This is a genomic window from Variovorax soli NBRC 106424 (assembly GCF_001591385.1).
Taxonomy (GTDB): Bacteria; Pseudomonadota; Gammaproteobacteria; order Burkholderiales; family Burkholderiaceae_C; genus Variovorax; species Variovorax soli.
In genome coordinates this window covers 1-11,892 of sequence record NZ_BCUU01000131.1, presented here as the reverse complement: position 1 = coordinate 11,892, position 11,892 = coordinate 1, and the positions used below count along the sequence as shown (strand labels likewise).

9 protein-coding genes and 1 pseudogene are annotated in these 11,892 nt (G+C 69.4%); 1 reads left to right on the top strand and 9 read right to left on the bottom strand.

The genetic code is table 11. The features are described 5' to 3' along the window. Positions 1 to 141 precede the first annotated feature (141 nt). From argG to VSO01S_RS24020, 5 genes are all read right to left on the bottom strand, one after another. Positions 142 to 1,482, bottom strand: a complete 1,341-nt coding sequence (gene argG, locus VSO01S_RS24040) for an argininosuccinate synthase (RefSeq protein WP_068645310.1) — start codon at positions 1,480 to 1,482, stop codon at positions 142 to 144. A gap of 121 nt (positions 1,483 to 1,603) precedes the next feature. Further along, entirely contained in the window at positions 1,604 to 2,347 is a 744-nt protein-coding gene (locus tag VSO01S_RS24035) for a carbonic anhydrase (protein WP_068645309.1), read from the bottom strand. 139 nt (positions 2,348 to 2,486) lie between these two features. Beyond that, positions 2,487 to 3,212 carry an arylmalonate decarboxylase gene (locus VSO01S_RS24030; protein ID WP_068645308.1) on the bottom strand — a complete coding sequence of 242 codons (726 nt, stop codon included), beginning with the start codon at positions 3,210 to 3,212 and terminating at the stop codon, positions 2,487 to 2,489. A 2-nt stretch (positions 3,213 to 3,214) separates the two neighbouring features. Next, a complete protein-coding gene (locus VSO01S_RS24025) occupies positions 3,215 to 4,216 on the bottom strand; it encodes a Bug family tripartite tricarboxylate transporter substrate binding protein (protein ID WP_068645307.1) in 1,002 nt (333 codons plus the stop codon). A 55-nt stretch (positions 4,217 to 4,271) separates the two neighbouring features. Next, on the bottom strand, positions 4,272 to 5,426 hold the full coding sequence (locus VSO01S_RS24020) for a mandelate racemase/muconate lactonizing enzyme family protein (RefSeq protein WP_068645306.1): 1,155 nt from the start codon (positions 5,424 to 5,426) through the stop codon (positions 4,272 to 4,274). Positions 5,427 to 5,603: 177 nt separating this feature from the next. Between VSO01S_RS24020 and yjjJ the strand changes: the two genes are divergently transcribed. Continuing rightward, positions 5,604 to 6,968: a type II toxin-antitoxin system HipA family toxin YjjJ gene (gene yjjJ, locus VSO01S_RS24015; protein ID WP_068645305.1), complete on the top strand. Its 1,365-nt coding sequence runs from the start codon at positions 5,604 to 5,606 to the stop codon at positions 6,966 to 6,968. On the opposite strand, the gene VSO01S_RS24010 is transcribed toward yjjJ, so the two are convergent. The 4 genes and pseudogenes from VSO01S_RS24010 to VSO01S_RS27615 all read right to left on the bottom strand — a co-directional run. Next, complete coding sequence (locus VSO01S_RS24010) at positions 6,965 to 7,852, bottom strand: LysR family transcriptional regulator (protein WP_068645304.1); 888 nt, start codon at positions 7,850 to 7,852, stop codon at positions 6,965 to 6,967. The genes yjjJ and VSO01S_RS24010 overlap by 4 nt on opposite strands. A 10-nt stretch (positions 7,853 to 7,862) precedes the next feature. Then, positions 7,863 to 9,719, bottom strand: a complete 1,857-nt coding sequence (locus VSO01S_RS24005; RefSeq protein ID WP_068645303.1) for an ABC transporter ATP-binding protein — start codon at positions 9,717 to 9,719, stop codon at positions 7,863 to 7,865. A gap of 80 nt (positions 9,720 to 9,799) precedes the next feature. Further along, complete coding sequence (locus tag VSO01S_RS24000; protein ID WP_068645302.1) at positions 9,800 to 11,497, bottom strand: ShlB/FhaC/HecB family hemolysin secretion/activation protein; 1,698 nt, start codon at positions 11,495 to 11,497, stop codon at positions 9,800 to 9,802. A gap of 18 nt (positions 11,498 to 11,515) precedes the next feature. Beyond that, positions 11,516 to 11,892 (bottom strand): annotated as a pseudogene (locus VSO01S_RS27615) (hypothetical protein); the annotation flags it as partial.

Below are 11,892 nucleotides of genomic sequence, written 5' to 3'. Positions count from 1 at the left end.
CCCTCGTCGGAGGCGGCGGCGCGTGCCGCCTCGCGCGCCGGCTGCGCGTCTTCCAGCGGACCGCTCGCCTCCAGCGCGCGGATGGATTCGGTCAGCAGCGGCGAGGGGGCGATCAACGCGGGTGCGCTGGCTGTTGGCGCCTTACTTGCGCGCGTCGTCCTTGAGCTGCGGCAGCTCGGAGCCGCTGGAGGGTGCCAGCAGGCCGGTCTTCACGTACGTCATGAGCTTGTCGCGCGTGTCGACGATGTCGAGGTTGCGCATGGTCAGCTGGCCGATGCGGTCGGCCGGCGAGAAGGGCGCGTCTTCCACCTTCTCCATCGACAGGCGCTCGGGCTTGTAGGTGAGGTTGGGCGAGTCGGTGTTGAGGATGGAGTAGTCGTTGCCCCGGCGCAGCTCCAGCGTCACTTCGCCGGTGATGGCACGCGCCACCCAGCGCTGCGCCGTCTCGCGCAGCATGATGGCCTGCGGGTCGAACCAGCGGCCCTGGTAGAGCAGGCGGCCGAGCTTGATGCCGTTGATGCGGTACTGCTCGATGGTGTCTTCGTTGTGGATGCCGGTGACCAGGCGCTCGTAGGCGATGTGCAGCAGCGCCATGCCGGGGGCTTCGTAGATGCCGCGGCTCTTGGCCTCGATGATGCGGTTCTCGATCTGGTCGCTCATGCCCAGGCCGTGGCGCCCGCCGATGCGGTTGGCTTCTTCCATCAGCTCCACGGCGTTGGCGAAGGTCTTGCCGTTCAGCGCGACCGGGTGGCCGTCTTCAAAACGGACGGTCACTTCCTCGGCCTTGACGGCGACGGCTTCCTTCCAGAAGGCCACGCCCATGATCGGGTTGACGATGCGGATGCCCGAGTTGAGGAACTCCAGGTCCTTGGCCTCGTGGGTGGCGCCCAGCATGTTGGAGTCGGTGCTGTAGGCCTTCTCCACGCTCATCTTGTAGTCGAAGCCGTTGGCGATGAGGAACTCGCTCATCTCCTTGCGCCCGCCCAGCTCGTCGATGAATTTCTGGTCGAGCCAGGGCTTGTAGATCTTCAGCTGCGGGTTGGTCAGCAGGCCGTAGCGGTAGAAGCGCTCGATGTCGTTGCCCTTGAAGGTCGAGCCGTCGCCCCAGATGTTGACGTCGTCTTCCTTCATGGCGGCCACCAGCATGGTGCCGGTCACGGCGCGGCCCAGCGGGGTGGTGTTGAAGTAGGTCACGCCGCCGGTGCTCACGTGGAACGCATTGGACTGGATGGCGGCAATGCCCTCGGCCACCAGCTGCGTGCGGCAGTCCACCAGGCGGGCCTTCTCGGCGCCGTAGGCCATGGCCTTGCGCGGGATCTCGTCGTAGTCGGGCTCGTCCGGCTGGCCCAGGTTGGCCGTGTAGGCGTAGGGCTGCGCGCCCTTCTTCTTCATCCACAGCAGCGCGGCGCTGGTGTCCAGGCCGCCGGAGAAGGCGATGCCGACCTTCTGGCCGGTGGGGAGGTTTTGCAGGATGGTGCTCATGTTTGGGCTCGCAGAATGTGGGGGCACCGGGACAGGGCACTGGCCGGCGGCCCGGGACAACCCTCAATTGGACCACAGCCGGGCGCCCGTTTCGCCCAGGCGCCGAAGGTGGTGGTCCGCCTCAACCCCCGAACTCGATCACCGGCCGCCCGTTCAGCGGCTGGATCGACCGGTTGTTGCGCGGATAGTGCTTGCGCAGCGTGGCCAACTGCTCGGCCGACAGCGACACCGGCTGCTTGAGCACATACCACTCCACGTTTTGCGTGAGCGGCGGCGTGGTGAGCGAGCCCAGGTAGTGGTAGTACCCGAGCTTCCTGGGCAGCAGGGGCTTGATGTCCAGCGTGGCTGACTTGGGCATGGCGCCGCCCTTGGCGGTGGCGAGGTCGTCGAGGATGCCCTGGATGGCGCGGTTGGCCCGGCCTTCCTGGTACATCACGCCCACGACGGCCAGGCGGCCATCCTGCGCCTGGAAGACGAAGTGGCCTTCCAGCGGGAACTGCTTGCCGTCGATGGTGTGCTCGCTGGCCGCATGCATGTGGAACTGGGCCATGCGGAAATGCCGGCCGCGGATCGTGGCCTCGGTCGCGTGCGTGTTGAACTGCACCGCGTGGCCGTTGTCCTCCGCGGTGCCGGTGGCGCGGTCCAGGTGCCGCAGCACGATGGCGCGCGGTTCGTTGGTCTGGGCCGGTTTGGCCTCGCGGGTGACGATGTCGATGGGCGACTGGGCCTGGTCCAGCACGCCTTTCCAGGTGGCCTGGTTCTCGTAGTCGAGTGAGTGCTTTTCTTCCGCGCCGGCGGCGGCGTGGGTGAAGAGCAGTGCGGAAAGCGACAGGCAGGCTGCTGTCAGCGAGATTGTTGTGCGCATGGAATCCTCCTTGATTTGATCGATGTGTCGCGCAAATGAGGCGCCCCCGATCTGCGTGGGGTACGCCGGCGCACATTGTCCATGCGCGGCCTGCCGCGGCAAGGCCGTCCGTTGGCGCCGGAGCCGCTCCCGTCGGTTGTCAGACTGCTGTCTTCGCTTCGGCTTCGAACAGGCGCCCGTTGCCTGCGGCGTGCGCGGGCAGTCCGGCGGTCCGCATCAAATCCCAGAAGCCGGCCGGCGAGCTGGACACCACCGGCACGCCCAGTTCGGCCTCGACCTGGCGCGCCGCCTCCAGCGTGCGCAGGCCGCCGCAGGAGATCAGGATGGCCTCGGCGCCGGGCTGCGCCTGGAACACGCTTCGGCACAGATCGACCAGCACGGTCGTGCCGACTTCTCCCACTTCCTTCACGCCGGTGATGGACAGGCCGCGCAAGGCCGTCGGCGTGAAGCCCGATTCGCGCAGGAAGGCGTCGAGCTGCCGGTTCACCTCGTCGATGTAGGCCGTGGCCACGGCCACGCGACGGGCGCCCACGGCACGCAAGCCGCGCACCACCGCATCGCTCATCGTGGTGCAGGGCAGGCCGCTGGCCAGCGTCATCACCCGCTTCAGGTCCTCATTGGCTTGCCCGCCGCGATAGAAGCTCAGCGAGGTGCCCATGAGGGACAGGGCCTGCGCGCCGCCGGCGGCCAGTTCGGCGGCCAGGGTCGCCACGCGGTCGATCACGGCGTCGTAGCCCCGGTTGGAAATCTCGGCGAGCCCCAGGCCGCGCGCGCGGAAGGCGGCGCGGCCGTCGTACAGGGCCGGGCCTTCGGGCGGCACTTCGCCTGCGGCCGGCGGAACGATCAGGCCCAGTTGCGGCAGCATGCTCAGCCTCCCTCGGGCGTCAGCTTGCGCTCGCGCACCAGCTGGCTCCAGCGCTTGTCCTCTTCCTGCATGGACTGCTTGAGCTGCTGCGGATCGAGGTAGGCGCGCAGCGTGCCTTGGGCCAGGGCAGCCTTGGCGGTCTCGGGCTGGTCCAGCGCGGCCTTCACCGCGGCCGACAGCTTGGCGACAACGGGGGCGGGCGTGTTGGCCGGCGCCAGCACGAACAGGCGCGGCGCCACGTCGAAGCCCGGCAGGGCATCGGCCAGGGGGCGGATGCTCTCGGCGCCCGCCATCGGCTCCTTGCTCATCAGGGCCAGGGCCCGCACGCGGCCCGCCTTGGCCTGCGCGACGGCGGCGGTGACGCTCACCACGCCCAGCGACACCTGGCCGCTGATCACGTCCGGCACGATCTGCGCCGCACCGCGGTACGGCACGTGCAGCACGAAGGTGCCGGTTTCCTGCTTGAGCATCTCGAAGCCCAGGTGATGCACCGTGCCCACGCCGGAGGTGGCGTACGACAGCTTGCCCGGATTGCTCTTCAAGGCCTTGACCAGTTCGGCTGGCGTGCGCGCCGGAAAGTCGTTGCTCGAGATGATGACCAGCGGCGAGACGAAGGCGCCGGCCACCGGCGTGTAGGCCATCGGGTCGACCGACTGCGCCGGCAGCATGGCCTTGGCGATCATGAGGGCGCTTTCGCCGAGCAGCAGCGTGTAGCCGTCGGGGGCGGCCTTGGCGACGGCGTCCGCCGCGATCTGCCCCGAGGCCCCGGCGCGGTTTTCCACCACCACGGGCTGGCCCAGCTGCTGCGACAGCTGGTTGGCCAGCAGGCGCGCCGCGCCGTCGACGCCTCCGCCGGCGGAATAGCCCACCAGCAGGCGGATCGGGCGGTTCGGATAGTCCTGCGCGCAGGCGCCCGCGGACGTGCCGAGCAGGCCGCCGGCCACGGCCAGCGCGGGCAGGGCGGCCAGCAAGCGGCGTCGCAGGTTCGGGGGGGATGCGTTCATCGTGCGTCTCCGTTTTCTTGTCTTGTCTCGTCTTGCCGCCTGGTGCGGCCGTGCGTCAGGCCTTGCCCTTGCCGGCCGACAGCGGCCGGCGGGCCAGCTCCTTCACCCGCGCCGGGTCGGGCGCGAAGCCCAGGCCGGGGCGATCGGGCAGCGTCAGCCAGCCGTCCTTCGGCGCGGGCAGGCCGTCGAAGACCTGCCGCAGCATCTCCACCGCCACATAGTGGTACTCGACCATGCCGCCGTTGGCCACGCCCGCATGCAGGTGCATGTTGTGGAAGGGCCAGGCGCCGCCGTTGTCGATGGGCACGTTGAAGGCCTGCGCCATGCCGGCGATCTTCAGGCACTGCGAATAGCCGCCCGAGATCGCCACATTGGGCTGCAGCATGTCGGCCGCCTGCGCCACCAGCAGGTCGCGAAAGCGGAAGGCCAGGCCCTCGTTCTGCCCGCACGCCAGCGGTATGCGCGTGCGGCTGCGCAGCTGGGCCATCTGGCGCACGTCGTTCTGGGTGAGCGGCTCCTCGAAGAAGCTGATGCCGTAGGGCTCGATGCGCTGCGCCAGTTCGGTGGCATGGAAGAGGTCCAGGCCGCAGTTGGCGTCCACATAGAGCTTCACGTCGGGCCCCACGGCCTCGCGCACCGCGGCCACGCGGCGCACGTCCTCGGCGATCACCTCGTCGATGGGGCGCGGCTCGTCGCGGCGGGCCAGGGCATGGCCGCCCACGGTCATCTTCAGGCGCTGGAAGCCTTGCTCCACCCACAGCTTCGCGGCGTCGGCCAGCTGGTCGCGCTCGAAGAAGCCGAAGCCGAAGGTGGCATACACCGGCACCCGCTGGCGCGCGCCGCCCAGCAGTCGCCACACCGGCTGGCCCAGGGCCTGGCCCTTGAGGTCCCACAGGGCGATGTCGAGCGCGGCGATGGCGTGGCTGGCATAGCCGGTCTGGCCGCGCGGCGAGAGCAGCCAGTAGAGCTTTTCCCACAGTCGCTCGGTGGCCATGGGGTCTTCGCCGATCAGGGCCGGGCCGGCCACCTCGTTGACCGCGGCGGCAATGATCTCCTCCTCGGTGATGGCGGTCATGCCGTGGCCCACCAGGCCGTTGTCGGCTTCGACCTCGGTCAGGCACAGCGAAAGGGAAGTGGTCTTGTTCAGGCCCAGCACGTCGATGGTGACTGGAATGTTCAGCGGCGTGGCGCTGACGCGGACGATCTTCAAGCGGGTCTCCGTGGATGCAGGTAGTCGCTCAAATTCTTTCATCGGGGCCGCGGCCGGACAATTCGGCATTGGGCCAGCGAGCCTTCGCGGGAGGCGAAGGGTCGAGGGGCGCCGTGGGGTCGAATTTTGGATAAAATCTATTCAAGTATCTATTCAATTATCCATTCAATCCCGACAATGGCGAGCGCATCCCATCAGCTTGGAGCAGAGGCGCGGACGCGGCTTCGCCGCGGTCCGCAGACCGCGCGCAGCCTCGCGTTCGCCCTCGGTGTGAGCCAGCCGACGCTGTCCCGGGCCCTGAAGACGCTGGGGGACGACCTGGTGTCCTTCGGCGCCGCCAGATCTATTCAATACGCGTTGCGAGACTCCACGCGAGCGGAACTGCATGCACCCATCCATCGTGTGTCGAGCGAAGGCCGGCTGGTGGCGCTGGGGCGGCTCATTCCCGTGTGCCCGAACGGCTTCGTGATGGAGCAGAGCGATGGCGTCCGGCGGCGTGCCGAAGGCCTTCCATGGTGGCTTTTCGACATGCGGCCGCAGGGGTATCTGGGACGGGCCTACAACCAGCAGCACGGCGCTCGCCTGGGTCTGCCGGGCCGGCTCAGCGACTGGACGGATACCCACGTCCTTCGCGCGCTCCTGCTCCAAGGCGAGGACCTTCCCGGCAACCTGCTGGTGGGCGATGCCGCGCGTGAGCTGTTCGTCAACGCATCGGCGCCCGAAGCCATCGCGTTGGCAGGCAAGGCGCAGGCTTACACCGAACTGGCCGCCGCAGCGGCACGCGGGGAGCATCACGGCTCCTCTGCCGGCGGTGAGCAGCCCAAGTTCACGGCCTATGCGCAACTCGAAGACGGGCCCGCGCACGTCATCGTCAAGTTCACGGCACTGGCGGACAACCTGGTCAGCCAGCGCTGGCGGGATCTCCTGCAGGCCGAGCACCTGGCCCTCGAGGTGTTGCGCGACCACGGCGTGGCCGCCGCGCGGTCGGCCATCCACAACCACGGGGCGCAACGGTTCCTGGAGGTCTGCCGGTTCGATCGCGAGGGCCCGCAAGGGCGCCGCGCACTCTTCTCGATTGCCGCCTTGGACGCCGAGTTCGTGGGCAGTGCAAACACCTGGCCCCACGTCGCTCGCGCGCTTGCGAAGGAAGGGATCGTCCATCCGGAAGCGGTGGCCGGCACCGACGTGCTGTGGGCGTTCGGGACGCTCATCGCCAACACGGACATGCACGGTGGAAACCTCTCGTTCATGTCGGAGCAGGGGCGCCCCTATCAGTTGGCCCCGGCGTACGACATGACGCCCATGGCCTTCGCACCGACGGCAGGCGGCGATCTGGTGCAACGCGAGCTTCTGCTGACGATCGGCAATGACGTTCCCGCCGAGGCGTGGCATCGGGCGCTGCCCTTGGCGCAGGAGTTCGTTCGGCGGCTGCAGGCATGCGATGCCTTGAGCGAAGGGTTCGGGCCCTGCCTGGCGGCGTTGACTGCCCGCATCGCTGAAGCGGGCGACAGGATCGCCCGCTTGGCTCCGACGGTGGGCTAACTTGGCGCCCCCAGAAAATCCAGCACCGACCTCGCCGCCACCGTCAGCCCCTCCACCCGCCGCACGCACAGCAGGTGCCTGCGGTGCACCCATGGCGCATCCAGCTGCAGGCAGCGCAGCCGCATGGTCGCCAGCTGCGGCGCAATGGCCGCGCGCGGCAGCAGGCCGATGCCCACGCCTTCCTCGGCCATGCGGCAGACGATGTCGAAGCTGCCCACCTGCATGCGCACCTTCAGCGGCACGCGCAGCTCGTCGGCGCTGGCGCGCAGCACGCGGTAGACGGCGGTGCCTTCGCGCACCACGATGTGCTCGTGGCGCAGCATCTCGGCCACGTCGATGCGCCGGCGCCGCGCCAGCGGATGGCGCAGGCCCACCACCACCGCCAGCTCGTCCTCGCGGTAGGGCAGGCATTCCAGGCCCTCGGCCGGGGTCTGGCTTTCCAGCACGCCGATGTCGGCCAGGCCGCTGCCCACGGCCTTGGCCACCTCGGGGCTGGTGTGCTCCTGCAGGTCGATCTTCAGGCCCGGGTGCGCGCGCAGGAAGGCGCCGATCTGCGCCGGCAGGAACTGCGCGATGGCCGACGCATTGGCCACGATCCGCACCACACCGGCGATGCCCTGGCGGAATTCGTCCAGCTCCGCGCTCATGCGGTCCATGGCCAGCAGCACGGTGCGCGCATGCGCCAGCAGCGCATGGCCGGCCGGGGTGAGCACCACGCCGCGCGCATGGCGCACCAGCAGCGGCAGCCGCGCACGCGCCTCCAGCTCGGCGATGCGCTTGCTGGCCGCGGCCAGCGCCAGGTGGCAGCGCTTGGCGCCTTCGCTGATGCTGCCGCGGTCGGCCACGGCCACGAACAGGCGCAGCGACTTCAGGTCGTCGGACATGGCGCCGCCGTCAAGCCGGCTCGGCTGCGAGGTCTTCGGCTTCCTCGCCGAGGAAGCCGCCGCTCTGGTGCGCCCACAGCCGCGCATACAGCCCGCCGCGCGCCAGCAGGCTCTTGTGGTCGCCTTGCTCCACGATGCGGCCTTCGTCCAGCACGATGAGCCGGTCCATGGCGGCAATGGTCGACAGGCGGTGCGCGATCGCGATCACGGTCTTGCCTTCCATCAGTTCGTACAGGCTCTCCTGGATGGCGGCCTCCACTTCGGAGTCCAGCGCGCTGGTGGCTTCGTCCAGCAGCAGGATCGGCGCGTCCTTGAGCATCACGCGCGCAATGGCGATGCGCTGGCGCTGCCCGCCCGAGAGCTTCACGCCGCGTTCTCCCACGTGCGCGGCCAGGCCCTTGCGGCCCTGCGGATCGGTCAGCGTGTCGATGAAGCCCGAGGCCTCGGCCCGGTCGGCCGCCGCGCGGATCTGCGCCTCGGTGGCGTCGGGCAGCCCGTAGGCGATGTTGTCGGCCAGCGAGCGGTGCAGCAGGCTCGTGTCCTGCGTGACCATGCCGATGTGCGCGCGCAGCGAATCCTGCGTGACCAGCGAGATGTCCTGCCCGTCGATGAGCACGCGCCCGCCGCTCAGGTCATGAAAGCGCAGCAGCAGGTTCACCAGCGTGGACTTGCCCGCGCCCGAGCGGCCCACCAGGCCCACCTTCTCGCCCGGGCGCACCACCAGGCTCAGGTGGTCGATGACGTGCTTCTTGCCTTCGCCATAGGAGAAGGACACGTCCTCGAAGCGCACCTCGCCGCGCGGCACTTCCAGCGCGAAGGCGTCGGGCGAATCGACCACCGTGCGCGGGCGGCTCAGCGTGTTGATGCCGTCCTGCACCGTGCCGACGCTCTCGAACAGGCTGGTCATCTCCCACATGATCCAGTGCGACATGCCCTGCAGCCGAAGCGCCATCGCTGTGGCGGCGGCGACCGCGCCCACGCCGACCTGGCCGTGCGACCACATCCACAGCGCGGTGCCGGCCATGCCGCCGATCAGGCCGACCGACAGCGTGTGATTGACGATCTCGAAGGCGCTCACCAGCCGCATCTGGCTGTAGCCGGTGACGATGAAGTCCTGCATGGCCGCGCGGGCAAAGTGCGCCTCGCGCTGGGTGTGCGAGAACAGCTTGACCGTGGCGATGTTGGTGTAGGCGTCGGTCACCCGGCCCACCATGACCGAGCGCGCATCGGCCTGCGCCTTGCCGATCTTGCCCAGGCGCGGCACGAAATAGAACATGGTGGCCACATACAGCACCAGCCACACGACGAAGGGCCACACCAGCCCGCCCGCGAACACGCTGGCCAGGATGATGATGGTGGCGATGTAGATCACCATGGCCACCAGCACGTCGGCCATGACGAAGAGGGTGTCGCGCACGGCCAGCGCGGTCTGCATCACCTTGGTGGTGATGCGGCCGGCGAACTCGTCCTGGTAGAAGGCCATGCTCTGGCCCAGCATCAGGCGGTGGAAGTTCCAGCGCAGGCGCATCGGCAGGTTGATGGCCAGCGTCTGGTGCTTGACGATGGTCTGCAGCGCCACCACCACGATGCTGCCGGCCAGCGCCGCGGCCAGCCAGGCGAGGGTGCCGCCGCGCTCGGCCCACAGCTGCTCGGGCCGGATGCCGCCCAGCCAGTCCACCACGCGGCCCAGCACCGCGAACAGCAGCGCCTCGAAGGCCGACATGGCCGCGGTGAGAAAGGCCAGCCAGAAGACCTTGCCGCGCAGGCCTTCCGTGCAGGCCCACAGGAAGGCGAAGAAGCCTTGGGGCGGCAGCGCCGGCTCGGCCGGCGGATAGGGCGACAACAGTTTTTCGAAGAAGCGGAACAAGAGCCTGAACCTCCTGGCGGAGGCGAGACTTTAGCCGCGTAGCGCAGGCCGTGCCCGATGCTGGTGCATTCCGTTGCCGGTCAGCGCAGCAGCCCCTCCAGCTGGTAGCTCAAGAGCAGGCTCACCCGCACGTCGCGCTGCGGGTTGTTCAGCGCCGCGTCGCCGGTGGGCTTGGCCACGGCCAGGTCCAGGTTGTAGTGGCGCGCGTCCGACAGGCGCAGGCCCAGCGCCACCGAGCGCAGGTCGCGCGGCACCGGCCGGCCGATGTGGGTCGAGACGTGGGCGGCTTCCAGCAGCAGGTAGGGCTCCACCTGCTTGAGCCAGGTGGCGTCGAAGGCAAAGGCGCGGTTGAGTTCCAGCCCGATGCCGACACCGCTGTCGCCCGAGCCGTCGCCGGCTGCGTAGCCCCTGCCGTAGCGCGGCCCGCCGAAGGACACCCGTTCGGAACTGGCCAGCGAGTTGCCGCTGACCTGCCCGCCCATCGAGATGGCGGTGCCCCACAGGTTCTCGAAGCGGTCGCGCTGGCTCACGTCGAAGGCCAGCCGCGTGAAGCTGAGGTCGGCCGTGCCGGGGCCGGAGGCGCCGGGCACGTTGCTGCGCACCTGGGCCGAGGCGCCCAGGCCGTCGATGCCCTGGGTCAGCATCGCGCTGGCGCTGCGGCTTCGGCGCGGCGTGGCGTCCGCATACACCAGCTGCAGGAAGACGGCGCGCACCTGGGTCTCGTCGGTAAGGCGCGCGCCGTTCACCGGCACCTTGTAGTCGTCGGTGTTGTCCACGCCGTACAGCCCGCCGTTCAGGAACAGGCTGCTGGCGGCCGACAGCATCAGCGGATAGCTGCCCGAGAACTCCAGCCGCCGGTTGGTGTTGTAGCGCTGGATGGGCGAGTCCTTGCCCATGGATTCGTCGGGGTAGCCGCGGTAGTCGGAATAGGTGGTCTTCAAGGCCAGGCCGTCGGCCCCGACGTACTGACTGTAGGCGAGCGAGGCGAACTTCTCGCGCTCCCAGTTGCCCAGCAGGGTGGAGGCGCTCAGGTCGCTGCCCGATGCGAGCAGATCGCCCACGCGGCCGGTCAGTACCAGGCGCGAGGTGGGCTGGCGCACGTCGGCGCCCAGCGAGACGTTGTAGGGCTCGCGCTTGACCTTCAGGACCAGCGGCGCGTCGCCATTGGTGGTGGTGGGCATGGCGGCCTCGGCCGCGACGCTCAGGCCCGGCAGGCGCGACATGATCTGCGTGGCGCGCTCGAAGGTGGCCAGGCGCAGGGGCTTCTCCGCCTGCAGTTGCTGCGCGATCTCGCGCAGCTTGGGCTCGGCCGCGCCGGCATCGCCTTCGATGCGGATGCTGGCGATGTGGCCCTCGACCGCCACCACGCGCACCATGCCATCGGCAAAGTCCTGCTCGGGCAGGTAGACGAAGGACAGCGGGTAGCCCGCGTCGCGGTAGCGGGCGGTGGCGTCGCGCGCCAGGCCGGCCAGCTGGCCGACCGTCACGGGCTTGCCCGCCAGCGGCGCGAAGAGCCCCGCGATCTCGGAAAAGGGCAGGGCATTGACGCCTTCGATCTCGAAGCGCGTGGGCGTTATCTGCGCATCGAGCCGGCCTGCCGCGGCGCCGGCCGGCGTGGTGGTGTCCAGGCTCGGTTGGGGCGCCGGTGGTGCGGGCACCTTGGCGGGTTGGGGAATCAGGTCCAGGGGATCGGCGGGCACCACGGCCGCCCGCTGCGCCTGCGCCAGGCCGGCGCAGGCGAGGGAGGCGACAGCGATGCCGATACAGGAAAGGCGCATCGGCATCGATCAGTCGCTTCAACGCTTCGTGATGCCGCCGACGATGCCGGTCACCGTGCCGACCGTGCTGCCGACCACGTTGGTGCCGCTGGTCGAGCTGGTGCTGGTGCTGCCGCCGGTCAGCGTGTTCGTCACGGGGGCGATCGCCGTGGTGGCGGTGCCCAGCGTGTTGGTGACCGTATTGGTGACCGGGGTCAGTGTGTTCGTGACTGTGTTGGTCACCGGGGCCAGTGTGTTCGTCACGGGCGCCAGCGCGGTGGTGACGGGCGCCAGAACAGCCGTGACTGGCGCGGTCACTGTGCCTAGCGAACCGGTTGCACTGGTCAGGTTCACGCCTGCAACGGCGCCTGCGCCCGCACCCGCGGCAATGCCGCCGCTGCCCACGCTGGCGCCGG

Coding starts and splice junctions, on each gene's coding strand:
- VSO01S_RS24035 (WP_068645309.1), bottom strand. CDS start 2,347: ATGCGCACAACAATCTCGCTGACAGCAGCCTGCCTGTCGCTTTCCGCA.
- VSO01S_RS24000 (WP_068645302.1), bottom strand. CDS start 11,497: ATGCGCCTTTCCTGTATCGGCATCGCTGTCGCCTCCCTCGCCTGCGCC.
- VSO01S_RS24010 (WP_068645304.1), bottom strand. CDS start 7,852: ATGTCCGACGACCTGAAGTCGCTGCGCCTGTTCGTGGCCGTGGCCGAC.
- VSO01S_RS24025 (WP_068645307.1), bottom strand. CDS start 4,216: ATGAACGCATCCCCCCCGAACCTGCGACGCCGCTTGCTGGCCGCCCTG.
- VSO01S_RS24030 (WP_068645308.1), bottom strand. CDS start 3,212: ATGCTGCCGCAACTGGGCCTGATCGTTCCGCCGGCCGCAGGCGAAGTG.
- yjjJ (WP_068645305.1), top strand. CDS start 5,604: ATGGCGAGCGCATCCCATCAGCTTGGAGCAGAGGCGCGGACGCGGCTT.
- argG (WP_068645310.1), bottom strand. CDS start 1,482: ATGAGCACCATCCTGCAAAACCTCCCCACCGGCCAGAAGGTCGGCATC.